Source organism: Pseudomonas sp. R3-18-08, assembly GCF_003852065.1.
In the GTDB taxonomy this organism is placed as follows: domain Bacteria; phylum Pseudomonadota; class Gammaproteobacteria; order Pseudomonadales; family Pseudomonadaceae; genus Aquipseudomonas.
In genome coordinates, this window is sequence record NZ_CP027729.1 from 4,064,264 (window position 1) to 4,087,914 (window position 23,651).

Annotated in this window: 19 protein-coding genes; 9 read left to right on the top strand and 10 right to left on the bottom strand. The window is 61.6% G+C overall.

Going from position 1 to position 23,651, the window contains the following annotated elements; genetic code table 11:
• Positions 1-10 precede the first annotated feature (10 nt).
• The 6 genes from flgJ to C4J92_RS18585 form a co-directional block, all read right to left on the bottom strand.
• Positions 11-1,276, bottom strand: a complete 1,266-nt coding sequence (flgJ, locus tag C4J92_RS18555; RefSeq protein WP_124404866.1) for a flagellar assembly peptidoglycan hydrolase FlgJ — start codon at positions 1,274-1,276, stop codon at positions 11-13.
• A gap of 4 nt (positions 1,277-1,280) precedes the next feature.
• Positions 1,281-2,390, bottom strand: coding sequence for a flagellar basal body P-ring protein FlgI (locus C4J92_RS18560; protein WP_372237507.1), 1,110 nt, complete (start codon positions 2,388-2,390; stop codon positions 1,281-1,283).
• A 6-nt stretch (positions 2,391-2,396) separates the two neighbouring features.
• On the bottom strand, positions 2,397-3,092 hold the full coding sequence (gene flgH, locus C4J92_RS18565; RefSeq protein WP_124363795.1) for a flagellar basal body L-ring protein FlgH: 696 nt from the start codon (positions 3,090-3,092) through the stop codon (positions 2,397-2,399).
• Positions 3,093-3,144: 52 nt separating this feature from the next.
• Positions 3,145-3,930: a flagellar basal-body rod protein FlgG gene (gene flgG / locus C4J92_RS18570; RefSeq protein WP_057721328.1), complete on the bottom strand. Its 786-nt coding sequence runs from the start codon at positions 3,928-3,930 to the stop codon at positions 3,145-3,147.
• 70 nt (positions 3,931-4,000) lie between these two features.
• Positions 4,001-4,741, bottom strand: a complete 741-nt coding sequence (locus C4J92_RS18575; RefSeq protein ID WP_124363796.1) for a flagellar basal body rod protein FlgF — start codon at positions 4,739-4,741, stop codon at positions 4,001-4,003.
• A gap of 867 nt (positions 4,742-5,608) precedes the next feature.
• Complete coding sequence (locus C4J92_RS18585) at positions 5,609-7,171, bottom strand: sigma-54-dependent transcriptional regulator (protein WP_124404867.1); 1,563 nt, start codon at positions 7,169-7,171, stop codon at positions 5,609-5,611.
• Between the two features lie 257 nt (positions 7,172-7,428).
• Between C4J92_RS18585 and phhA the strand changes: the two genes are divergently transcribed.
• From phhA to C4J92_RS18600, 3 genes are all read left to right on the top strand, one after another.
• Complete coding sequence (gene phhA / locus C4J92_RS18590; protein WP_124371427.1) at positions 7,429-8,220, top strand: phenylalanine 4-monooxygenase; 792 nt, start codon at positions 7,429-7,431, stop codon at positions 8,218-8,220.
• A 97-nt stretch (positions 8,221-8,317) separates the two neighbouring features.
• A complete protein-coding gene (locus tag C4J92_RS18595; RefSeq protein WP_124404868.1) occupies positions 8,318-8,674 on the top strand; it encodes a 4a-hydroxytetrahydrobiopterin dehydratase in 357 nt (118 codons plus the stop codon).
• The gene (locus tag C4J92_RS18600; RefSeq protein WP_124404869.1) at positions 8,674-9,867 is read left to right on the top strand and encodes an amino acid aminotransferase; all 1,194 of its coding nucleotides are present in this window, start codon (positions 8,674-8,676) and stop codon (positions 9,865-9,867) included. The genes C4J92_RS18595 and C4J92_RS18600 overlap by 1 nt, the downstream gene beginning before the upstream one ends.
• A gap of 222 nt (positions 9,868-10,089) precedes the next feature.
• Here C4J92_RS18600 and C4J92_RS18605 read toward each other — a convergent pair whose 3' ends face one another.
• Entirely contained in the window at positions 10,090-10,899 is an 810-nt protein-coding gene (locus C4J92_RS18605) for a UDP-2,3-diacylglucosamine diphosphatase (RefSeq protein ID WP_124404870.1), read from the bottom strand.
• A 137-nt stretch (positions 10,900-11,036) separates the two neighbouring features.
• Between C4J92_RS18605 and C4J92_RS18610 the strand changes: the two genes are divergently transcribed.
• Together C4J92_RS18610 and C4J92_RS18615 are read left to right on the top strand one after the other, a co-directional pair.
• On the top strand, positions 11,037-11,786 hold the full coding sequence (locus C4J92_RS18610) for an AraC family transcriptional regulator (protein ID WP_124363802.1): 750 nt from the start codon (positions 11,037-11,039) through the stop codon (positions 11,784-11,786).
• A 94-nt stretch (positions 11,787-11,880) separates the two neighbouring features.
• A complete protein-coding gene (locus C4J92_RS18615; protein ID WP_124404871.1) occupies positions 11,881-12,762 on the top strand; it encodes a DMT family transporter in 882 nt (293 codons plus the stop codon).
• 2 nt (positions 12,763-12,764) lie between these two features.
• Here the strand turns inward: C4J92_RS18615 and C4J92_RS18620 are convergent, their stop codons facing one another.
• A complete protein-coding gene (locus C4J92_RS18620) occupies positions 12,765-13,052 on the bottom strand; it encodes a SelT/SelW/SelH family protein (protein ID WP_124404872.1) in 288 nt (95 codons plus the stop codon).
• An 83-nt stretch (positions 13,053-13,135) separates the two neighbouring features.
• On the opposite strand from C4J92_RS18620, the gene C4J92_RS18625 reads away from it, so the two are divergent.
• Positions 13,136-15,325 carry a patatin-like phospholipase family protein gene (locus tag C4J92_RS18625; protein WP_124404873.1) on the top strand — a complete coding sequence of 730 codons (2,190 nt, stop codon included), beginning with the start codon at positions 13,136-13,138 and terminating at the stop codon, positions 15,323-15,325.
• A gap of 133 nt (positions 15,326-15,458) precedes the next feature.
• Here the strand turns inward: C4J92_RS18625 and C4J92_RS18630 are convergent, their stop codons facing one another.
• Both C4J92_RS18630 and recQ read right to left on the bottom strand, forming a co-directional pair.
• Complete coding sequence (locus C4J92_RS18630) at positions 15,459-15,893, bottom strand: MarR family transcriptional regulator (protein ID WP_065884521.1); 435 nt, start codon at positions 15,891-15,893, stop codon at positions 15,459-15,461.
• 121 nt (positions 15,894-16,014) lie between these two features.
• Positions 16,015-18,141 (bottom strand): DNA helicase RecQ, encoded by a 2,127-nt coding sequence (gene recQ / locus C4J92_RS18635; RefSeq protein ID WP_124371433.1) that lies wholly within the window; start codon positions 18,139-18,141, stop codon positions 16,015-16,017.
• A 277-nt stretch (positions 18,142-18,418) separates the two neighbouring features.
• Between recQ and C4J92_RS18640 the strand changes: the two genes are divergently transcribed.
• The 3 genes from C4J92_RS18640 to C4J92_RS18650 all read left to right on the top strand — a co-directional run bounded on the left by C4J92_RS18640 (position 18,419) and on the right by C4J92_RS18650 (position 22,998).
• On the top strand, positions 18,419-19,006 hold the full coding sequence (locus C4J92_RS18640; RefSeq protein WP_124363806.1) for a YecA family protein: 588 nt from the start codon (positions 18,419-18,421) through the stop codon (positions 19,004-19,006).
• A gap of 20 nt (positions 19,007-19,026) precedes the next feature.
• On the top strand, positions 19,027-19,410 hold the full coding sequence (locus C4J92_RS18645) for a YbaN family protein (RefSeq protein WP_124363807.1): 384 nt from the start codon (positions 19,027-19,029) through the stop codon (positions 19,408-19,410).
• Between the two features lie 117 nt (positions 19,411-19,527).
• Complete coding sequence (locus C4J92_RS18650) at positions 19,528-22,998, top strand: PAS domain-containing hybrid sensor histidine kinase/response regulator (protein ID WP_124404874.1); 3,471 nt, start codon at positions 19,528-19,530, stop codon at positions 22,996-22,998.
• Positions 22,999-23,651 lie beyond the last annotated feature (653 nt).

Here is a 23,651-nt window from a genome sequence, read left to right on the forward strand (position 1 = left end):
GGTTCAGACCTTATAAATGTGTGGTTGCGCCAGCGGCAGCGTAGTTCTGGTAACTGTTCATGTTTTTGGCGATCTGCGAAATCTTGCTGGCATAGGCCGGATCAGTTGCATAACCGGCCTTTTGCAACTCGCGTACAAACTGTTCCGGGTTATCGGCTGATTTCACAACTTCTTTATAGCGATCATTGCTTTGCAGCAGGGTCACGAGATCATGGAAGCTGTCCTGATAGGAGCTGTAGGAGCGGAACTGCGCCGTCTCCTTGACCATCGCGCCATCGCGAAACTCGCTGGTGATCGCACGCGCCTGGCCACCCTGCCAGCTCTGGCCGGCCTTGATGCCGAACAGGTTGTGGCTGCTGCTGCCGTCTTCGGCGCGCATCACCGATTTACCCCAACCGGTTTCCAGGGCGGCCTGGGCCACCAGGTACTTCGGATCGATACCGATACGCGCGGCGGCGGCCTTGGCCATCGGCAGCATGGTGGCGACGAATTCATCCTGCGAGCTGAAGGCTTTTTTCGCCGGTGCCAGCGGTGGCTGGGCGATGGCGCGGCCGTAGACCTGCATCTTGCCGCTCGGCACGGCAACGCTGCGGGTGGTGCTGTTGACCACGTTGTCGTCGGCAGCACTGTTGCGCAGTGGCGCGCTGGTGGTTTGCGCAGCGACCGGCGTGCTCGGCACAATGCCCGCGAGCAGGCGGTCGGTCAGCTTGCTTGGCAAGGCGATACGCCGCTGGTTCATCAGCTCCATATCGTTGGCATGCGCACTGGCGCCTTCGGGCACCGCCACGCGGTAGGCCCACAACGGGCGTTGGCCGTTGGAGCGACCCAACGGGCCTTGCGCCTGGGTGCCGGCGGCGATTTCCGTCGGCACGTCGGCTTTTTTCGCCGGGGCATCGGCTGCCGGGCCCTGCAAGGTGGCCGCCTGGGCGTCCACCGGTTTGTTCTTCTGCATCTGGCGCATCAGCACGTCGGCCAGGCCGATACCACCGCCTTCGCGGGACATCGATACCGCCAGTTGCTGGTCGTACATTTCCTGGTACTGCTTGGCCGCCGGGGTGTTCATCGGGTTGTCCTTGCCCAGGGCCTCGGTGGCCGAGCGCATGGACTTGAGCATCTCGCTCAAGAACAACGACTCGAACTCCTGCGCGACTTTGCGCATGTTGCCTTCGCTGTTCTTGTCGGCACCGACCTTGAGCTGGTTAAGCCGGTTCAGGTCGGAGTAAGACCCCGAGTCCGCCGTGCTGCTGATCCCGCTCTTGCGCATATCCATGACCATGGCCTCAGATCACGATCAGGTCGGCTTGCAAAGCGCCGGCCTGTTTCAGGGCTTCGAGGATCGCCATCAAGTCGCCAGGGGCCGCGCCCACTTGGTTCACCGCGCGGACGATCTCGTCCAGGGTGGTACCGGGGCCGAACTTGAACATCGGCTTGGCTTCCTGCTGGGCATTGACCCGCGAACGCGGGACGACCGCCGTCTGGCCGTTGGACAGTGGCCCCGGCTGGCTGACAATCGGGTCTTCGGTAATGGTCACCGTCAGGCTGCCGTGGGTCACCGCCGCCGGCGAGACCTTGACGTTCTGGCCGATCACGATGGTGCCCGTGCGCGAGTTGATGATGACTTTGGCCACTGCCTGGCCGGGATCGACCTCCAGGTTTTCCAGGATCGACAGGTAGTCCACGCGCTGGCTGGGATCCAGGGGCGCGGTGACGCGCACCGAACCGCCATCGATGGCCTGGGCGACGCCTGGGCCGAGCATGTCGTTGATCTTGTCGACCACGCGCTTGGCGGTGGTGAAGTCGGACCGGTTGAGGTTCAGGGTCAGGCTGTTGCCCTGGTTGAAACCACTCGGCACGGTGCGTTCAACCGTAGCGCCACCGGGAATGCGCCCGGCCGACGGTACGTTGACAGTGATCTTCGAACCGTCACGGCCCTCGGCGTCGAACCCGCCCACCACCAGGTTGCCCTGAGCGATGGCGTAGACGTTGCCGTCGATACCTTTGAGCGGTGTCATCAGCAACGTACCGCCACGCAGGCTCTTGGAGTTGCCCATGGACGACACGGTGATGTCCACCACCTGCCCCGGCTTGGCGAACGCCGGCAAGTCGGCACTGATCGACACCGCCGCGACGTTCTTCAACTGCACGTTGCCCGAGCCTGGCGGTACCTTGATGCCGAACTGCGACAGCATGTTGTTGAAGGTTTGCAGGGTGAACGGGGTCTGGGTGGTCTGGTCACCCGTGCCATTGAGCCCCACCACCAGGCCATAACCGATCAACTGGTTACTGCGCACGCCGGAAATGCTGGCGATGTCTTTCAGGCGTTCGGCCTGGGCGACGGCGCTCAGGCACAGCAACACGACCGCCGCCATCAACTGCTTGAAGTTCAAAATGGCCACCTAGAAAGGGAACAGCGGGCTAAGGAAGAAACGGTCGAACCAGCCCGGCTGGCTTGCATCAGCAAACGAACCTGTACCCGAGTAGGTAATCCGTGCATCGGCAATCCGCGTCGACGGCACGGTGTTGTCGGTGGAAATATCATCGGCACGCACCATGCCGGCAATGCGCACCAACTCGTCGCCGGTATTGAGGGTCATCCACTTTTCACCGCGTACGGCGATGATGCCGTTGGGCAACACATCGGCCACGGTCACGGTGATCGAGCCGGTCAGGCTGTTGCCCTGCCCCGCCGCGCTCTTGCCGTTGGTGGCGCGATCGCCGCTGTAGCCGGCACTGAGGCTCAGGTCACCGTCACCCAACGGGTTATTGGTGGTCAGGCCGCCGCCGAACAGCGACGTCAGGCCGATACCGGTCTTGCTGGTTTTGCCGATCTGCGAGTTGGCGTTCTTGCTCGCCTGGGTCTTCTCGTTCAGGGTGATGGTGATGATGTCACCGACCCGGAACGCCTTGCGGTCGCTGTACAGGTTCTGCTCGAAACCGGCCTGATAGATCGAGCCATTGTTGGCCGCCGCCGGCAACGGCGTGCGCGGCAACACCGGCGCGTAGTACGGGTCATTGGGTTTCGGCGACGGGGCGACACAGCCCGCAAGCACGGCGATCCCACTCAATGCCAGAACAGAAACAATGCGATTCATGACCCTAACCTCACGGTGTTGCAGGCGCTTTCAAGGGCGCCCCATAGACTGATTACAGATTCTGCGTTACGAACGAAAGCATCTGGTCGGCGGTGGAAATCACCTTGGAGTTCATCTCGTAGGCGCGCTGGGTGGTGATCATGTTGACCATCTCCTCAACCGTGCTGACGTTGGAGGTTTCCAGGGTACTTTGCAGCGTGGTGCCGAAACCGTTCAGGCCAGGGGTGCCGATTTGCGGCGCGCCGCTGGAAGCGGTTTCGAGGAACAGGTTGTTGCCCATGGCCTGCAGGCCGGCCGGGTTGATGAAGTCGGCGGTTTGCAGGTTGCCGATCACTTGCGACGCAGGGTTGCCGGCCACGGTGATTGACACGGTGCCGTCGTTGCCGACGGTGAAGGTCTTGGCGTCTGCCGGCACCACCACGGCTGGCTCCAGGGCAAAACCATTGGCGGTCACGATCTGGCCGTTGGAGTCCAGGTGGAAGGTACCGTCACGGGTGTAGGACGTAGTGCCATCCGGTTGCAGGATCTGGAAGAAGCCACGGCCGTTGATCGCCATGTCCAATGGCTGGCCGGTCTGTTGCAGGTTACCGGCGCTGAAGTTTTTCTGGGTGCCGACGATCTGCACACCGGTACCCAATTGCAGGCCCGACGGCAGTTCGCTGTCCTGGGTCGACTGGGCGCCTGGCTGGCGCTTGATCTGATAGAGCAGATCCTGGAACTCGGCGCGATCACGTTTGAAACCCGTGGTCGACACGTTCGCCAGGTTGTTGGAAATGGTAGTCAGGTTAGTGTCCTGGGCGGACAGGCCTGTCTTGGCAACCCATAGAGCCGGAAGCATGCTGTTCTCCTTCGTGCGCCTGTTTGTTGGCGCCGTGCTGCGCTGTTTATTTAAAAGCCAATTAAGGCTGTTAGCTCATCTGCAAGACGCGGGTCATGGCCTGGTCATCTTCTTTGGCGGTGTTCATCATCTTGATGTGCAGCTCGAACTGCTTGGAGAGCGCCAGTACCGCGGTCATTTCCTCAACCGCATTGACGTTGCTTGCCTGCAGGAAGCCCGAGGTCAGCTTGACGTTCGCGTCGGCCTGGGCCGGCTGGCCATCCTTGGTGTGGATGGTGCCGTCCAAACCTTTGTTCATGTTCTTGAGGTCGGGCTGGACCAGCTTGATACGGTCCACTTCGGCCATCACCCGTGGGCCTTCGCCCATGGCGCGGATGCTGATGGTGCCGTCGGCACCCACTTCGATTTTCTGCTGGGGCGGCACCGCGATCGGGCCGCCGTTGCCCATGATCGGCATACCGTTGCCGGCCCGCAGCACACCGAGCGCATCCACGTTCATGCTGGCGCTGCGCACGTAGGCTTCGCTGCCATCCGGGGTTTGCACGGCCATCCAGCCGTCGCCGCTGACGGCCACGTCCAGGTCACGTCCGGTTTCGATCATCGCCCCGGGAGTGAAGTCGGTGGCCGGCCGTTCGGTCAGGGCGAAAGCCCGCGCCGGAAAGCTGTCACCGAACACCGGCATCGACCGCGCCTGCTCCAGGTCGCGCTGGAAACCGTTGGTGGAAATGTTCGCCAGATTGTTGGCATGGGCCTTCTGCGCCAGAGCATTCTGGCTGGCGCCGGTCATTGCCACGTAAAGGTACTTGTCCACGCTCTATCCTCTTTCTGACGGACGCTTGCCGTCCACCGCTGTACTGATGAGGCTTAAGCAATTTGCGAACCAACTTTTCAAAAGTGGCTAAAGCGCAGGCGGGACGGGGGTTTGCGGGCATGCGGCAAGATTTAGAGCGTGGATGAGAGTCGAAAAAACGGCGGACTACTGCCGCTCACGGCAAGCCTCGGCCTTGTAGACGACACAAATCCAATGTGGGAGGGGGCTTGCTCCCGATGGCGGTGGGTCAGTTCATCATTCTGTGGCTGACACACCGCTATCGGGGCATAGATATCTATACAACTTTGGCGTAGCCCTGAACCTGTGGCGAGGGAGCTTGCTCCCGTGGCGACCTGGCGGCCTATAGCTATCTGACTGATGCCGCGCGATCCAAATGTGGGAGGGGCGGTGCGACGATTCGACTTGCTCCCGATGGCGGCCTGACAGCCGACCAGGATGCTGGATCAGGGCGAGTACATATCCGTTGCTGCGGTAACGGCTGCTATGGGTTCCGCCCTTACGGCGTCTCACTTTTGAAAGCGCAAAAGTAAGCAAAACGCTCTTGCCCCACCACTCGGCACCTCGCTTAGGCTCGGTGTGCCCGTAATCCGACAGCGATTTGGGGGGCCGCCGCCACGCGCCATCCATGGCGCGGGGCGGCTAAACCGGCATCCCTGCCGGTTTACCCCCCAAATCACTGTCGAATTCCGGCCAGCGTGGTTTAACGGGGCGCTTAAGATCAAGAGCAAGATCAAGAGCGGCTCGCTTCGCATCGTGGTTACTGTTGGCTGCTACAAAGTTGTGTAGATACCTATGGCTATCGGGGGTAAGCCCCCTCCCACATTTTGGAAAAATTTGTGCCAGTTGTTATTTGCTGGCCTTGAGGATTTCGTAATCGCGCAGTTTGTTGGCGATGGTGGTGTGGGATACGTCCAGGCGCTTGCCCAGCTGCCGGCTGCTCGGATGCTCGGCATACAGACTTTCCAGAACGGCCTTCTCGAACCGACCGACAATCTCCTCCAACCCGCCCTCCAGAGAAAAATCACCAAGCGGCTGGCGCACGCCGTAATCCGGCAAGCGAATATGCTCAAGCTTGACCGTCCCGCCCTCGCACAGCGAAACCGCCTGGAACAGCACGTTTTCCAGCTGTCGCACATTGCCCGGCCAGTGATAGTGGCTGAGTTTGTCCATCGCGGCAGGCGCCAATTTGGGCAGTGGGCAACCGATCTGCCGACTGGCTTGATCGAGGAAGTGTTCGACCAATGGCCCGAGGCCGTCCAGGCATTCGCGCAAGGGCGGGATATGCAGCGACAGTACGTTCAAGCGGTGATACAGGTCCTGGCGAAATTCGCCACGGGCGCACAGTTCGGACAAATCGACCTGGGTCGCGCAGATCACCCGCACGTCGAGGTACACCTCTTCATCACTTCCGACGCGACGAAAGCACCCGTCCTGCAGAAAGCGCAGCAGTTTTACCTGCAGGCGTGCACTCATTTCCCCCACCCCATCGAGAAACAACGTACCGCCCGCGGTCAGTTCCAGCAGCCCGAGCTTGCCTTCGGCCCGTGCGCCTTCGAACGCGCCGGGGCCGTAGCCAAACAGCTCGGTCTCGGCCATCGACTCAGGCAAGCCCGCACAGTTGAGCGCCATCAATGGCGACTGGCCGCGCGGGCTGGCGAGGTGACAGGCACGGGCCAGCAGTTCCTTGCCGGTTCCGGTTTCGCCTTCTATTAATAGAGGTGCATCCAGCGGCGCCATGCGTCGGGCTTCGCGCACCACGGCGGCCATCACCTTGGAACTCTGGAAGATGCTGTCGAAGCCGCGCAGTTCCTGCTTGCGCACGTTGTAGATACGCTCGCCCACCCGGTCGGCGCGGTGCAGGGTCAACACCGCGCCGGCCATGGCTTCGCTGTCATCGTGTTCGGAAGATTGCAGCGGCGCGATATCCGCCAGGAACACATCGCCCTTGACCTTGACCCGCAGCCCGTTGATCCGCGACTTGCTGGCACGCACCAGTTCCGGCAAATCGAAATCTTCGGCGTAGCGCGACAGGGGAATGCCCGGCACTTCATCCACCCGCACGCCGAGCAACTGCGCCGCCGCACGGTTGGCCGCAACGATGGAGCCGCCCATGTCGATGGACAGCACCGGAAACTCCAGGGCGCCCAGCAGCGCATTGAGTTCCATGTGCCGACGCTCGCTGGGCATCAGCCCTACCCTTTTCACGCCGAATACCCCGGCGATCGCCTCGAACTGCGGGCGCAGCGCCTGGAACTGCATGTTCACCAGGTTTGGGCAGAACAGGTAGATGGCATTGCCATGCTCGCCGCCGACCTCGCCCTTGGCGACGTTCACGCCGTACTCCACCAACAGGTTGAGGATGTCCCGCAGGATGCCGATGCGGTTCTGGCAATGCACTTTGATACGCATGAAAAGGCCCGAAAAGTGGGTAGGCGCCGCGTCTTTTTGCCGCTGGGCGCAGATAGTCGTCAAGATTATGTGACAGCTCGGGCGCTTTTCCCAGCCCAAGGCAACGACGAGCGCCGCATCCGTAACGAATAGTTTACAAAATTCGGTAATTTTTCCTACTCAAAGGCCATTGAAGCCGCTGAAAACCTGCGCTATGCGGGTTATCAATAGACACACAGCAGGACATAACAAGAACGAATGCCTAGCAGGAGAGCCGTATGAAGCAGACGCACTACGTGGCCCGCGAGCCCGATGCGCAAGGTTTTATCCACTACCCGCCGGAAGAACACGCGGTGTGGAACACCCTGATCACACGCCAGTTGAAAGTGATCGAGGGCCGTGCCTGCCAGGAATACCTGGACGGCATCGACAAGCTTGGCCTGCCCCTGGATCGCATCCCACAGTTGGGCGAGATCAACAAAGTGCTGGCCGACACCACCGGCTGGCAAGTCGCCCGCGTGCCGGCGCTGATCCCCTTCCAGACCTTCTTCGAATTGCTCGCCAGCAAGCAGTTTCCGGTGGCGACCTTCATTCGTACCCGTGAGGAACTGGACTACCTGCAAGAGCCGGATATTTTCCACGAGATTTTTGGTCATTGCCCGCTGCTGACCAACCCCTGGTTCGCCGAATTCACCCACACCTACGGCAAGCTCGGCCTGGCGGCCACCAAGGAGCAACGGGTGTACCTGGCGCGCCTGTATTGGATGACCATCGAGTTTGGCCTTGTGGACACCCCCGAAGGTCGGCGCATCTACGGTGGCGGTATTCTGTCATCGCCCAAGGAAAGCGTGTATTGCCTGTCGGACGAACCCGAACACCAGGCCTTCGACCCGCTGGAGGCGATGCGCACGCCGTATCGCATCGACATCCTGCAGCCGCTGTACTTCGTGCTGCCCGAGCTCAAGCGCCTGTTCGACGTGGCGCAGGAAGACATCATGGGCATGGTCGAGCGCGGTATGCAGCTGGGCCTGCACGCCCCCAAATTCCCGCCGAAACCCAAAGCCGCGTGAACCTTTTGTTTTAACGCCAGGTGAGTCTGTTCCCTGGCCCCGCGTTGCTTTAGGGTAACGCCACTGACCTTCAATCATTCGAATTCAGGACACCTTCATGACCACCTTGAACCAAGCCCATTGCGAAGCCTGCCGCGCCGACGCCCCACAAGTCAGCGATGAAGAACTGCCGGTGCTGATCAAACAGATCCCGGACTGGAACATCGAAGTGCGCGACGGCGTGATGCAATTGGAAAAGGTTTTCCTGTTCAAGAACTTCAAGTTCGCCCTGGCCTTCACCAATACCGTGGGTGAAATCTCCGAAGCCGAAGGCCATCACCCTGGTCTGCTCACCGAATGGGGCAAAGTCACCGTGACCTGGTGGAGCCACTCCATCAAGGGCCTGCACCGCAACGACTTCATCATGGCCGCGCGCACCGATGAAGTGGCCAACAGCGCCGAGGGCCGCAAGTAATGCATTTCGATGCGATTGGCCGCGTGCCGGGCGACCCGATCCTCGGGCTGATGGACCTGTATGCCCAGGATGCCAACCCGAACAAATTCGACCTCGGCGTGGGCGTCTATAAGGATGACCAGGGCCTGACGCCGATTCCGCACTCGGTAAAACTCGCCGAGCAACGCCTGGTCGATAGGCAAACCACCAAGACCTACATCGGCGGTCACGGCGATGCTGCGTTCGGCGCACTGATCAGCGCACTGGTGCTTGGCGCCGATTCGGCGCTGCTGCGTGAACAGCGTGCCGGCGCTACTCAGACGCCAGGTGGCACCGGGGCCCTGCGCCTGAGCGCCGATTTTATCGCCCACAACCTGCCCGGCCGTGGCGTGTGGCTGAGCGACCCGACCTGGCCGATCCATGAAACCATTTTCGCCAAAGCCGGGCTGAAGGTCAGTCACTACCCTTATGTGGGCAGCGACAATCGCCTGGATGTGGCGGCGATGCTTGCCACCCTGTCCAGCGTGCCCGAGGGCGACGTGGTCTTGCTGCACGCCTGCTGCCATAACCCGACCGGCTTCGACCTGTCCCAGGATGACTGGCGCCAGGTGCTGCAGATCGTACGCGAGCGTCAACTGCTACCGCTGATCGATTTTGCCTACCAAGGCTTTGGCGACGGCCTGGAGCAGGACGCCTGGGCGGTGCGCCTGTTCGCCGCCGAACTGCCGGAAGTGTTGATCACCAGTTCGTGCTCGAAAAACTTTGGCTTGTACCGCGACCGCGTTGGCGCCTTGATCGTGTGTGCGGCCGATGCGCAAAAGCTTACGGATGTGCGCAGTCAACTGGCCAATATCGCGCGTAATCTGTGGTCAACGCCGCCGGATCATGGCGCCGCCGTGGTCGCGACCATCCTCGGCGATGCCGAGCTGAAACAGCAGTGGAGCGATGAAGTCGAGGCAATGCGTTCGCGCATCGCGCAGTTGCGCGCCGGGCTGGTGGACGCGCTGGCACCCCACGGCCTGGCCGAGCGGTATGCGCATATCGGGACGCAGCGTGGGATGTTTTCCTATACCGGGTTGAGTGCCGAACAGGTCCAGCAACTGCGTGAAAAGCACAGTGTGTATATGGTCAGTACGGGACGGGCCAACGTGGCGGGGGTGGACGCCACGCGCTTGACGCTGCTGGCCCAGGCCATCGCCGACGTCTCCAACTGAATAAACCGGGAACTAAATGTTGGAGGGGTTAAGGCTTTTTGTAGGAGCGAGGCGGGCGGCTAGCCCTTGCTCGCGAAAAACTCACAGGCACCGCGTTCATTCAGGAAGCACGCGTTATCGTTGACATTTTTCGCGAGCAAGCTCGCTCCTACAGAGGGCGGTGTACGCTTGACTGAATGGCATTAGGGCTTGCCCCCTCCCACATTTGGATTGAGTTGACCTCTAGCCTGCAACCATTTCGGCTTTGAGCAGCGCCTCTTTGGCCTGGGCATCCGCCAGCCGATACAACTCGATATGCCCATCCCAGTGCTCGATCAACGCCGTGCACGACTCCACCCAATCGCCGCAATTGAGGTAATCCACCTCCCCCACCTTGCGGATTTCGGCATGGTGAATATGCCCACACACCACCCCGTGCAGCTCACGCTTGGTCACTTCGTGGGCGATGGCCTCTTCGAAATCGCTGATAAAACTCACAGCGGTTTTCACCTTGTGTTTCAAGTACGCCGACAGCGACCAATACCCGTAGCCATAGCGCGCTCGCCAGTGATTGAGCCAGCGGTTCAAGGTAAGGGTAAATTCGTAGGCCGAGTCACCCAGGAAGGCGAGCCAGCGGTGATAACGGGTGATCACATCGAACTGATCACCATGAATCACCAGGAGATGACGACCGTCGGCGGTCACGTGCACCGCCTCGTCCACCAGTTGGATATTGCCCAGGATCAGCTTGGAATAGCGTCTTAGAAATTCGTCATGGTTGCCGGTGACATAGATCACCTCGGTGCCGCGCTTGGCCATGGTCAGCAGGCGGCGGATAACGTTGGTGTGGGCTTGCGGCCAATACATGCCGCCACGCATTTTCCAGCCATCGATAATGTCGCCGACCAGGTACACCTTGTCGGCGTGGTAGCCCTTGAGAAAGTGCGACAAGTGCTCGGCCTGGCAATCCCGGGTGCCCAGATGCACATCGGAAATCCACAGGGTACGCACCCGTTGCTTGCGGCTGGGCTTGGCGAATTCGGCACGGGTCATGGGTGTCCCTCGACGCTGTTTTCGCGAGCTTGCGCCCTGGCGATTAATAGCCCGTGACAACTGCGCGTCAGTCTGATGACAACGCTTGGCCGCCCTTAAGCGATGTAGACTGGGGACTTGCCGCCCAGGAGAGCGCAATGAGCCCCAGTCTTACGCTTCGCCAGTACACCGATGCCCCCATCGCCCATAGCCATGACCATGCACAATTAGTGTTCGGCCTGTCCGGGCGCCTGGATTTCGAAGTGGATGGCTGCGGTAACCAAGTGCAGGAAAGCAGCGTGATGATCCTGCCCTTTGCCGCTCACCACGCCTGCGGCAGCCGCGAGGGTAGCCGCTGCCTGGTGCTGGATGTGCCAACCGAGCATTGGCTGTTGCAAACATTGGGTGACCACGCCGATGCCAGTCGCCGCCTGCTCGACCGGCCGGCCCGGCTGGCGCTGGATTCGCGACAGCACCAGTTAGTGCAATGGCTGGCTGGCAGCCCGATACATGATCCAGTGATCGCCCAGCAAGGCGCGTTGCTGCTGCTCGCCAGCCTCAATCATCCGCAGGCGATGCCACCGCCGGGGCGGCGCCTGCCTTATGCCGCGTTCAACGCGCATATCGAACGCCACGCCGCTCACCCGCTGCATGTCGCGGACCTGGCACGGATTGCCTGCCTGTCGGTTGCGCGTTTGCACGCGCGCTTCATGGTCGAATGCGGGCAGACCCCCATGGATTACGTGCGCAACCAGCGCCTGCAAATGGCATTGACCCTACTGCGCGAGACGCCGCTGCCCGTTGGTGAGATCGCCGCACGCGTGGGATACCGCTCGCAAAGTGCCTTCGCTGCAGCCATGTTGCGCGAGTTTGGCGCCTCGCCGGGCACAATGCGGCGAACGTCATAGGAAGAGTTTCGCGCTAAAAATCGCGAGCCGCACGACAGACACCCCTTTCGCCAAACCTCTAGACTGGTTGTCACTTCCGTTGGTAGGCATCGCAATGACTCCCCGCTCAGCCCTCGGCGCCCTGCATATCGGCGCATTGATGTTTGGCCTCACCGGTGTATTCGGCAAACTGGCGGCCGCCTCACCGTCCATAATCGTATTCGGGCGGGCCGCATTTGCGGTGATTGCCCTGGCGGTCTTCGCGCGCTTTGCCAGCAATGCGCCGTGGAAAAACCTGCAGATGCGCGACTGGCGCCGCCTGCTGGTCAGCGGCGTGCTGCTTGCCGCGCACTGGGTGACATTCTTCATCGCGGTCAAGGTCGCCGGGGTGGCGGTGGCAACGTTGGGGTTTGCCGCCTTCCCGGCCTTCACGGTGATCCTTGAAGGGCTGATCTTCCGCGAGCGGATTCGTGCCAATGAAATGGTGCTGGTAGCGCTGGTCAGCATCGGCCTGGTTCTGGTGACCCCGGACTTCAACCTGGCCAGCGACGCCACGGGCGGCTTGCTCTGGGGCATCGCATCGGGGCTGCTGTTCTCGTTGCTGTCGCTGAACAACCGCGCCAGCTCCGGACGCATTCCGGCGGTACAGGCCGCGTTGTGCCAGAACGTGGTGGTCGCAGTCTGCCTGCTGCCCGTGGCGGCACCGGGGCTTGCGCACGTGCGTGCGCTGGACTGGCTGTGGATCGGCCTGCTCGGCGTGTTCTGTACCGGCCTGGCCCATAGCCTGTTTGTCGCCAGCCTCGCGGTGATCAAGGCGCGCACCGCGTCGGTGGTGTTTGCCATGGAACCGGTCTACGGCATCACCGTGGCCTGGCTACTGTTCGCCGAGACGCCCACCTTGCGCATGCTGCTGGGCGGCGCGCTGATCATCGTTGCCATCGTGCTTTCCGGCCTGATGGGCAGCGCCAGCCAGGCCAAGCAACCGGCCGCAACCTGACTTCACGGCGTACGGTCGTTATGCCCAAGGTCGCGCTGCGGGTCGATCTGATCGCGCACGCGCTGCTTGAGCACCTTGGCCTCCGGGAAGCCTCCATCGGTCTTGCGCTCCCAGATCTGTACGTTGTCGCAGGTGATGCGAAACGCGCCGCCGGTGGAGGGCGCCAGGGATACCTTGGCTAAATCCTCGGCAAACGTACTCAACAATTCCTGGGCCAGCCAGGCGGCACGCAACAGCCACTGACACTGGGTGCAATAGGTGATGACGATCTCGGGTTTGCTTACGGACATAACGTGAAAGGCTCCTGCGTGACGGCGTCAGTGGATCGCATGGCTATAATACCGGCCTTTATCGCCCAGCCTCGAGATTCATGATGCGCCGCCTGTTGTCCTGCCTGTTCCTCTGCCTGCTCCCCCTTCTTGCCGATGCCGTTGAAAGCCCACGCCCGAAAATCGGCCTGGTGCTGTCGGGCGGCGCCGCGCGTGGCCTGGCCCATATTGGTGTGCTCAAGGCGCTGGAAGAACAAGGCATCCAGGTTGACGCGATTGCCGGCACCAGCATGGGCGCGGTGATTGGCGGGCTGTACGCTTCAGGTTACAAGATCGACGAGTTGGAAAAGCTCGCCCTGAATATCGACTGGCAACAGGCATTGTCCGACGCACCGCCCAGGGAGGACGTGCCGTTCAGGCGCAAGCAGGATGACCGTGATTTCCTGGTCAAACAGAAACTCAGCTTTCGCGACGACGGCAGTCTCGGCCTGCCGCTGGGCGTGATCCAGGGCCAGAACCTGGCATTGCTGCTGGAAAGCATGTTCGCCCACAGCAGCAACACGCGTAATTTCGACAAGCTGCCGATTCCGTTCCGGGCCGTGGCCACCGACATCACCACCGGCGAAAAAGTCGTGTTCAGCAAGGGCCACCTGCCCCAGGTGATACGCGCCAGCATGTCGATCCCCGCCGTGTTCGCTCCGGTAGAGCTGGACGGGCGCCTGCTGGTGGACGGCGGCATGACCGACAACATTCCCTTGGATGTGGCGCGGGAAATGGGCGTCGACATCGCCATCGTGGTGGACATCGGCACACCGCTACGCTCACGCAAGCAATTGGCGACCGTGGTCGATGTGCTCAACCAGTCCATCACCTTGATGACCCGGCGTAATTCCGAGGAACAACTCAAGGCCTTGCACCCCAGGGACGTGTTGATCCAACCGTCCCTGGCAGCCTACGGCGTGACGGATTTCGGCCGCGCCAAGGACATGATCGATGCCGGCTACCGCGCCACGCGTGCCCTCGACCTGCGCCTGGCGCACCTGCGGCCCGCCGAACCGGTAGACCCGCAACTGACCGCCGCGCGCACGCCCGGCGAGCGCACCCCGATCATTACCGCGATCAAGGTGGAAAACGACTCCAAAGTCAGCGACGACGTGATCCGCTATTACATCCGCCAGGAGCTGGGCGAACCGCTCAACCTCGGCCGCCTGCAATCGGACATGGGCACGCTGTACGGCCTCGACTACTTCGAACAGGTGCAATACCGCGTGGTGAAAAAAGCCCAGGACAACACCCTGGTCATCAGCGCACGCGGCAAGCGCAGCGGCACCGACTACCTGCGCCTGGGTTTGAACCTGTCGGATGACATGCGCGGCGACAGCGCCTTCAACCTTGGCGCCAGCTACCGGATGAACGGTATCAACCGCCTCGGCGCCGAATGGCTGACGCGGGTGCAGATCGGTGATCGCCAGGAACTGTACAGCGAGTTCTACCAACCGATGGACACGGGCTCACGCTACTTCGTCGCGCCCTACATCCGTGCCCAGGCGCAGAACGTCGAGCTGATCATGGACAACGACCCCATCTCGGAATATCGGCTGGAGCGCTACGGTTTCGGCTTGAACGTCGGGCGGCAGATCGGCAACAGCGGCGAGATTCGCTTTGGCGTGGGCGAAGCCTGGGGCAAGGCGGACGTGCGTATCGGCGACCGCGACCTGCCGAGCGTGAGTTTCAGTGAGGGCTTCTATGAGCTGAAATACTCGTTCGACTCTTTCGATAACGTGTACTTCCCGCACACCGGCGAAGACATCGCCCTGGCTTACCGTGAGTTCGAGCCGGGGCTGGGTTCCGACCAGCGCTACCGCCAATGGGAGTTCAAGCTGGACAAAGCCATGAGTCACGGCCCCGACACGCTGATCCTGGGCGGACGCTACGGACGCACCCTGGATAAATCCGACGTGGTGGTCTCCAGCTTCCTGCTGGGTGGCGCACGGCAATTGTCAGGCTTTCGCGAGGACGCGATCTCGGGCCAGAACATCAGCCTGATGCGCGCGGTGTACTACCGCCGGCTGACACCGCGCTCGTACCTGCCGCTGGATTTCCCGTTGTACCTGGGCGCCTCGGTGGAACGGGGTCGGGCGTGGAACAACGACAACCAGTTCGACAGCGGGTATATCAACGCGGCGAGTATTTTCCTCGGCTTCGATACACCGCTGGGGCCGTTGAATTTCAGTTATGGTTTCAATGATGACAATCAGAAAGCGGTGTATCTGAACCTTGGCCAGACGTTCTGACACAACACAGAATAAAAAATGTGGGAGGGAGCTTGCTCCCGATGGCGGAGTATCTGTCAGCAATTCTGTAGCTGACCCACCGCTATCGGGAGCAAGCCCCCTCCCACATTTTTGATCTTCACTGAACCTGGAATCAGGACTTTTCCAGATTCGCCAGGATATGCCCATGCACGCGCATGCACACACGCAAATCCTCTTCGTCCACCCCAACGAACAGCTCATGGCGCAACGCCGTGGCGATAGTCTCGATCTGGTCGATGAGGGGCCGAGCGGTGTCACACAACAGGATACGTTTGGCGCGACGGTCTTCCACTACCGCCTGGCGTTGAACCAGGCCTTGGCCTTCCAGGCTGTCGAGCAGACGCGCCAGGGTCGGTCCTTCTACCCCGACACTTTGTGCCAGTTCACGCTGAGTCGGTGCTTCGGTAAAACGGGCCAGGTGCAGCAGCACCAGCCATCGCGCCTGGGACAAGCCCAGCCCCGCGAGACGGCGGTCCAGCTCGGCGCGCCAACCTCGGGACATTTGCGCCAACTGCATGCCAAATCGGTGTTGATCGGTTAACGGCATAAAAAACTCATGTTTTAGACTGAAAACAAAGTGTGGCTAATTATTAGTCAGCTAAGCATGAGCCATGCCAGTAGGCAAGGCCCCGTATGTACTGATTCGTTACATTGTCGTAATTGGCACACTAAATTTCGAATTCAGACTGCAAAGCAGCACGTACGCAGTACAAAACGCCCTCGGGAACACGCCCGGTAAACAGCGGCGCGATTTCCGCGACAGGTGGCAATTCGCCTTCCCCGTCGAGAAATGCATCCTGGATTTCACCAAGCAAATCTTCAGGCAAATCAAGGGCCTGCTCCAACGACAATTGCTGCTTGCCGATGGCTTCGGCCAGCAACGTGTACACGTTCTTTTCCGAGCATTGCAGCTGGCCGGCGATCTGGATCGGGGTCATGCCGGCGCGAGCCAGGCTGATCAGTTCGTGGCGAATATCGGCGATTTCCTTCGGTGCTTCGGCCTGGCCGCCGAGTACTTCGAGGAACGCCTGGCCATAACGCTCCAGCTTGCGCGCGCCCACACCGCTGACCCTGGCCATCTCGGCCATGGTGGTGGGCTGCTCGCGAAGCATCTCCAGCAATGTGGAGTCGGGGAAGATGACATACGGCGGCACGCTGTGTTCCTGGGCCAGTTTGCGCCGCAGGGTACGCAAGGCTTCCCACTGTTCGCGCTCTTCGCCACGCACCAGCTGGCTGGCCTGGCTGGTGCTGCTCTTGGCGGTGGTCTGCGGCTTGAGGTCGCGGCGCAGCTCCAGGCTGACTTCGCCCTTGAGCAAAGGCCGGCAACTGTCGTTCAAGCGCAGGCCGCCGTAGCCTTCGATATCGATGTCGACCAGCCCGCGCGCGACCATCTGGCGGAACAGCGAGCGCCATTCGCCTTCGGCGCGGGCCTTGCCGACGCCGTAGACCGAGAGTTTCTCGTGGCCGAAGCTGCGGATTTTTTCGTTGTCCTTGCCCAGCAACACATCCACCAGATGGCCCACGCCATAGCGCTGGCCGGTGCGGTAGATCGTCGATAATGCCTGGCGCGCCGGCTCGGTGGCGTCCCAGGTCTGCACACCGTCGATGCAGTTGTCGCAGTGGCCGCACGGTTGCGGCATGTCTTCGTCGAAATACGCCAGCAGCGTCTGGCGGCGGCAGCGGGTCTCTTCGCACAGCGAGAGCATGGCGTCGAGTTTGTGCTGCTCCAGGCGTTTGTGGCGCTCATCGCCTTCGGAGTTCTGCAGCATCTGCTTGAGCATCACCACATCTTGCAGGCCGTAGACCATCCACGCATCCGCCGGCAGGCCGTCACGGCCAGCGCGGCCGGTTTCCTGGTAGTAGGCCTCGAGAGACTTGGGCAGGTCCATGTGCGCCACGAAACGCACGTTGGACTTGTCGATCCCCATGCCGAAGGCGATGGTCGCCACCATGATCAGGCCTTCCTCGTTGAGGAAGCGCTTCTGGTGTGCCGAGCGCGTTTCATTGGGCAAACCGGCGTGATAAGGCAGCGCCGGGTAGCCTTGTTCACAGAGGAACGCGGCGACTTCATCGACCTTCTTGCGTGACAGGCAATAGACGATACCCGCATCGCTGCGCCGTTCCGAGAGGAAGGCCAGCAGCTGCTTGCGCGGCTGCTCCTTGGGCACGATGCGGTAGAAAATATTTGGCCGGTCGAAGCTCGACAGGAAGCGCTCGGCGTTCTGCAAATGCAGGCGCTCGACGATCTCTTCGCGGGTACGCTTGTCGGCGGTGGCGGTCAGGGCGATACGCGGCACATCAGGAAACAGCTCCGCCAGTTGGCCCAGCTGCAGGTACTCGCGGCGGAAATCGTGGCCCCACTGCGATACGCAGTGAGCTTCGTCGATGGCGAACAGGGCAATTTCCAGGCTCTGCAGGAACGCCAGCATGCGCGGCTGCACCAGCCGCTCCGGTGCCAGGTAGAGCATCTTCACTTCGCCGCGCTTGATCCGCGCCGCCAGGTCGCGCTGCTGCTCGGCACTCAGGGTGGAGTTCAAGGCAGCGGCGGCGACGCCGAGCTCTTCCAGGGTGGCGACCTGATCGTCCATCAATGCGATCAGCGGCGACACCACCACAGCCAGGCCATTGCGCAACAGCGCCGGCACCTGGAAGCACAACGATTTGCCGCCACCGGTCGGCATCAGCACCAGGGCATCGCCGCCATTGGCCACGCGCTCAATGATCGCACCCTGGCGGCCACGAAAACTGTCGTAGCCGAAGATGTCCTTGAGGACGCGTTGAGCCTGCTCGAGCATGTAAAACTCCAAAATGGTGCGCAAATCCCTCTGTACAGGCTGGCCGAAAAAACCCGCTTTCATGGAAAATAATCCGTAAGCGAAGTTTTCCCGGAGTGCTGCGTGGCCTGCAGGGGCATCACAAAACGCGGCAGTATACCCGAGCGTTCACCGGCAAAGGGCGCGACTGACGAATAGAGCGCCTCTGTCTAAAACCGGGCAAAAATGCCGTGCGGCTGGCCTGGGCGCTCAAGAAAGCCTAGAATTCAGCATCGTTTATTCCCAAGGTAGCCCTTCAATGTCCTTCGCTGAGCAACTAACCCGCCTGCAAGCCTTCCTCGACGCCGATGAGCTGCATGACGAGGCGCTGGACTACGTGGCCGCCCACGGCTACCTGACCGCCCTGTCGATCTGCTCTGAAGACGTGCCCGAGCGTGAATGGATCGACGCGCTGTTCGCCGAAGAACCTCACTACGCCGACGACGCCCAGCGCGAAGAAATCGAAGCCACCCTGCTGGCCCTCAAGGCCCACATCGGTCGCCAACTGGCCTCCGATGAGGAATTCGAGCTGCCTTGCGAGCTGGACCTGGGCGAAGACCCGGACGACTCCGACCTGCGCGGCTGGTGCATCGGTTTCATGGAAGGCGTATTCCTGCGCGAAGCCGCCTGGTTCGAAACCGCCGAGGAAGAAGTCAGCGAAATGCTGCTGCCGATCATGGTCGGTTCGGGCCTGTTCGACGACCAGCCGGAGTTTTCCGATATCGCCGCCGACGCCAACCTGATGGACGATATGATCGTGCAGATCCCTGAAGCCCTCACCGCGCTGTACCTGCTGTGCAACGCGCCTGACGAAAAACCGGCGATCCTCAAGCCACGTCACCACTGAGTCGCTCGCCCGTGGACCCCATGGGCAAGCGTTCGCCGCTCCTGCGTTACGCGCTGCTGGCCATCGGCTGGCTGAGCGTAGCGCTTGGGGTGATCGGCATTTTCCTGCCGGTATTGCCGACTACACCCTTTCTCCTGCTGGCTGCCGCCTGCTTCGCTCGAAGCTCCCCGCGTTTCTACCACTGGCTGGTGGACCACCCGCGCCTGGGCCCGTGGATTCGTGACTACCTCGACGGTAACGGCATCCCGCTCAAGGGCAAGGTCTACGCCATCGGCTTGATGTGGCTGAGCATCGCCATTTCCTGCTACCTGGTGCCATTGCCGTGGGCACGGGGCTTCATGCTGACCAGCGCGGTGCTGGTGACGATTTACATCCTGCGCCAGAAAACCCTGCCCCCTCGCTGAACACGCCTGCGACATTCGCCCTCACACGACCTTGGTCGACACTGACTAACCCCGGGCATCATGCGAGACTGTCCAACCGGGCCCGGAATGCCCGGTGTTCTTATGCTCGGAGTTACCATGACGCTGTCCAGCGGGCTGATCGCCGCCGTTGCCCTGGCCTATATGGCCATCATGTTTGCCATCGCCTTTTACGGTGACCGTCGCCATGCGCCGCTGCCGCCGCGTGTGCGTGCGTGGGTCTATAGCCTGTCGCTCGCCGTGTATTGCACCAGCTGGACCTTCTTCGGCGCCGTAGGCCAGGCTGCCGAACAGCTTTGGGCGTTCTTGCCGATCTACCTGGGACCGGTGCTGTTGCTGGTGCTGGCGCCCTGGGTGCTGCAGAAGATGATTCTGATCAGCAAGCAGGAAAACATCACCTCCATCGCCGACTTTATCGCCGCGCGCTACGGCAAATCCCAATCCCTGGCGGTCGTGGTCGCGTTGATCTGCCTGGTTGGCGTATTGCCCTATATCGCCCTGCAGCTCAAGGGCATCGTGCTCGGCGTGAACCTGTTGATCGGCTCCGGGCCCGACACCACGGGCACCCGGGCCCAGGACACCGCGCTGATCGTGTCGCTGGTGCTGGCGCTGTTCACCATCGTGTTTGGTACGCGCAACCTCGACGCCACCGAACACCACCGGGGCATGGTGCTGGCGATTGCCTTTGAATCCCTGGTCAAGCTGTTCGCGTTTCTGGCGGTCGGTGCGTTTGTGACCTACGGGCTGTACGACGGTTTCGGCGATCTGTTCAGCCAGGCGATGCTTGCGCCGCGCCTGGAGGAATACTGGAAAGAGACCATCAACTGGCCGTCGATGGTGGTGCAGACCGGCGTCGCAATGATGGCGATCATCTGCCTGCCCCGGCAATTTCATGTGACGGTGGTGGAGAATATCGACCCGCAGGACTTGCGCCTGGCCAAATGGGTGTTCCCGGCGTATTTGATCCTTGCCGCGTTGTTCGTGGTGCCCATCGCCCTGGGCGGCAAGATGCTGTTGCCCGGTTCGGTGCTGCCGGACTCCTACGTGATCAGCCTGCCGATGGCCGAAGCCCACCCGGCCCTCGCGGTACTCGCGTTCATCGGCGGCGCCTCGGCGGCCACCGGCATGGTGATCGTGGCCAGCATCGCCTTGTCGACCATGGTCTCCAACGACATGCTGCTGCCCTGGCTGTTGCGCCGCTCCAGCGCCGAACGGCCCTTTGAAGTGTTCCGCCATTGGATGCTGTCGGTGCGCCGGGTCAGCATCGTGATCATCCTGTTGCTGGCCTATGTGAGTTACCGGCTGCTGGGCTCCACCGCAAGCCTGGCGACCATCGGCCAGATCGCCTTTGCCGCCGTGACCCAATTGGCACCGGCGATGCTCGGCGCGCTCTACTGGAAGCAGGCCAACCGGCGCGGGGTTTTTGCGGGTCTGGCGGCGGGGACCTTCCTGTGGTTCTACACCCTGGTCCTACCGGTGACCGCGAAAAGCCTGGGCTGGTCGCTGAGCCTGTTCCCCGGCCTGACCTGGATGCACTCGCACCCGTTCGGGTTTTCCGTGACCTCACTGACCTTGGGCACCGTATTCTCGCTTGCCGGTAATTTCACGCTGTTCGTGTGGGTGTCGATGCTGTCGCGTACGCGAGTGTCCGAGCATTGGCAGGCCGGCCGCTTTATCGGCCAGGAAACCAGCCAGCGCACCAGCGCCCGTTCCATGTTGTCGGTACAGATCAGCGACCTGCTCAGCCTGTCCGCACGCTTTGTCGGCGAAGAACGGGCGCAGCAGAGCTTTATCCGTTTCGCCTATCGCCAGGGCAAAGGCTTCAACCCCAACCAGAATGCCGACAACGACTGGATCGCCCACACCGAGCGTTTGCTGGCGGGCGTGCTCGGTGCGTCCTCGACGCGAGCAGTGGTGAAAGCGGCGATTGAAGGGCGGGAAATGCAGCTGGAGGACGTAGTACGCATCGCCGACGAAGCGTCCGAGGTGCTGCAGTTCAACCGCGCCCTGCTGCAAGGCGCGATCGAGAACATCACCCAGGGCATCAGCGTGGTCGACCAGTCGCTCAAGCTGGTGGCCTGGAACCGGCGCTACCTGGAGCTGTTCAACTACCCCGATGGCTTGATCAGTGTCGGCCGGCCGATTGCCGACATTATTCGCTACAACGCCGAGCGCGGCCTGTGCGGCCCCGGTGAAGCCCAAGTGCATGTGGCGCGACGCCTGCACTGGATGCGCCAGGGCCGTGCGCATACCTCCGAGCGCTTGTTCCCCAACGGGCGCGTGATCGAGTTGATCGGCAATCCGATGCCCGGTGGCGGTTTCGTCATGAGCTTCACCGACATCACCGCGTTCCGCGAAGCCGCACAAGCGCTGACCGAGGCCAATGAAGGCCTGGAACAACGGGTGACCGAGCGCACCCATGAACTGTCGCAACTCAATGTCGCGCTGACCGAGGCCAAGGGTGTGGCCGAATCCGCCAGCCAGTCGAAGACCCGCTTTCTGGCGGCCGTCAGCCATGACTTGATGCAACCGCTGAACGCCGCACGCCTGTTCTCCGCCGCCCTCTCCCACCAGCACGAAGGCCTCTCGAGCGAGGCCCGGCAACTGGTGCAGCACCTGGACAGTTCACTGCGCTCGGCCGAGGACCTGATCAGCGACTTGCTGGATATCTCGCGCCTGGAAAACGGCAAGATCAATCCCCAACGCCAGCCGTTTGTCCTCAACGAGCTGTTCGACACCCTGGGCGCCGAATTCAAGGCACTCGCCCATGAACAGGGTTTGCGCTTTCGTTTGCGCGGCAGTCGCCTGCGGGTGGACAGCGACATCAAATTGTTACGACGGATCCTGCAGAATTTCCTGACCAACGCCTTCCGCTATGCCGATGGCCCGGTGCTGCTGGGCGTGCGTCGCCGCCAGGGCCAATTGTGCCTGGAAGTCTGGGACCGTGGCCCTGGCATCCCGCCGGATAAACAGAAAGTGATTTTCGAAGAGTTCAAGCGCCTCGACAGTCACCAGACCCGCGCCGAAAAGGGCCTGGGCCTGGGCCTGGCGATTGCCGACGGTTTGTGCCGCGTACTGGGCCACCGCCTGAGCGTACGCTCATGGCCGGGCAAGGGCAGCGTGTTCAGCGTGCGTGTGCCGCTGGCCCGCAGCCAGATCAGCCCGCAGCCGAAGGCCACCGTAGAAAACGGCGTGCCCTTGAGCGGCGCACGGGTGCTGTGTGTGGACAACGAGGAAAGTATCTTGATCGGCATGCGCAGCCTGCTCACGCGCTGGGGCTGCGAAGTCTGGACCGCTACCGGCCAGGCCGAGTGCGCGGTCCTGTTGGCCGAAGGCATGCGCCCGCAACTGGCGCTGGTGGATTATCACCTCGACCACGGCGAAACCGGCACCGAACTGATGAGTTGGCTGCGGGCGCAATTGGCCGAGCCGATTCCCGGCGTGGTGATCAGTGCAGACGGGCGCCCGGAAATGGTGGCGCAGGTGCATGGAGCGGGACTGGATTATCTGGCCAAGCCGGTGAAGCCGGCGGCGTTGCGGGCGCTGTTAAGTAGGCACCTGCCTCTATAGGCGGGATGTACTCGGTAAAAATGTGGGAAGGGGCTTGCTCCCATTGCCATGGGTATCTACACAACTTTGGTATGGCCCTGAACCTGTGGCGGCTCGGGACCCGAAGCCTCTATAACTGATGCCCCGCGTTCCAAATGTGGGAGGGGGCTTGCTCCCGACGGCGGCCTGACAGCCGACCAAGATGCTGGATCAGAGCGAGTACATATCCGTTGCTGCGGTAACGGCTGCTATGGGTTCCGCCCTTACGGCGTCTCACTTTTGAAAAGCGCAAAAGTAAGCAAAACGCTCTTGCCCCACCACTCGGCACCTCGCCTAGGCTCGGTGTGCCCGTAATCCGACATTGATTTGGGGGGCCGCCGCCACGCGCCATCCATGGCGCGGGGCGGCTAAACCGGCATCCCTGCCGGTTTACCCCCCAAATCACTATCGGATTACGGCCAGCGTGGTTTAACGGGGCGCCTAGATCAAGAGCAAGATCAAGAGCGGCTCGCTTCGCATCGTGGTTAGCGTAGGCTGCTGCTACAAAAATGTGTAGATACCTATGCCCCAATGAGGGAGTGTCAGTCATAGATGTTTCGGCTGACCCACCGCAATCGGGGGCAAGCCCTAATGCCAGTCAGTTAAGCGTACCGCCGTCTGTAGGAGCGAGCTTG

Coding starts and splice junctions, on each gene's coding strand:
- flgJ (WP_124404866.1), bottom strand. CDS start 1,276: ATGGTCATGGATATGCGCAAGAGCGGGATCAGCAGCACGGCGGACTCG.
- flgH (WP_124363795.1), bottom strand. CDS start 3,092: ATGAATCGCATTGTTTCTGTTCTGGCATTGAGTGGGATCGCCGTGCTT.
- flgG (WP_057721328.1), bottom strand. CDS start 3,930: ATGCTTCCGGCTCTATGGGTTGCCAAGACAGGCCTGTCCGCCCAGGAC.
- C4J92_RS18585 (WP_124404867.1), bottom strand. CDS start 7,171: ATGCGTATCAAAGTGCATTGCCAGAACCGCATCGGCATCCTGCGGGAC.
- phhA (WP_124371427.1), top strand. CDS start 7,429: ATGAAGCAGACGCACTACGTGGCCCGCGAGCCCGATGCGCAAGGTTTT.
- C4J92_RS18595 (WP_124404868.1), top strand. CDS start 8,318: ATGACCACCTTGAACCAAGCCCATTGCGAAGCCTGCCGCGCCGACGCC.
- C4J92_RS18600 (WP_124404869.1), top strand. CDS start 8,674: ATGCATTTCGATGCGATTGGCCGCGTGCCGGGCGACCCGATCCTCGGG.
- C4J92_RS18605 (WP_124404870.1), bottom strand. CDS start 10,899: ATGACCCGTGCCGAATTCGCCAAGCCCAGCCGCAAGCAACGGGTGCGT.
- C4J92_RS18610 (WP_124363802.1), top strand. CDS start 11,037: ATGAGCCCCAGTCTTACGCTTCGCCAGTACACCGATGCCCCCATCGCC.
- C4J92_RS18615 (WP_124404871.1), top strand. CDS start 11,881: ATGACTCCCCGCTCAGCCCTCGGCGCCCTGCATATCGGCGCATTGATG.
- C4J92_RS18620 (WP_124404872.1), bottom strand. CDS start 13,052: ATGTCCGTAAGCAAACCCGAGATCGTCATCACCTATTGCACCCAGTGT.
- C4J92_RS18625 (WP_124404873.1), top strand. CDS start 13,136: ATGCGCCGCCTGTTGTCCTGCCTGTTCCTCTGCCTGCTCCCCCTTCTT.
- C4J92_RS18630 (WP_065884521.1), bottom strand. CDS start 15,893: ATGCCGTTAACCGATCAACACCGATTTGGCATGCAGTTGGCGCAAATG.
- recQ (WP_124371433.1), bottom strand. CDS start 18,141: ATGCTCGAGCAGGCTCAACGCGTCCTCAAGGACATCTTCGGCTACGAC.
- C4J92_RS18640 (WP_124363806.1), top strand. CDS start 18,419: ATGTCCTTCGCTGAGCAACTAACCCGCCTGCAAGCCTTCCTCGACGCC.
- C4J92_RS18645 (WP_124363807.1), top strand. CDS start 19,027: ATGGGCAAGCGTTCGCCGCTCCTGCGTTACGCGCTGCTGGCCATCGGC.
- C4J92_RS18650 (WP_124404874.1), top strand. CDS start 19,528: ATGACGCTGTCCAGCGGGCTGATCGCCGCCGTTGCCCTGGCCTATATG.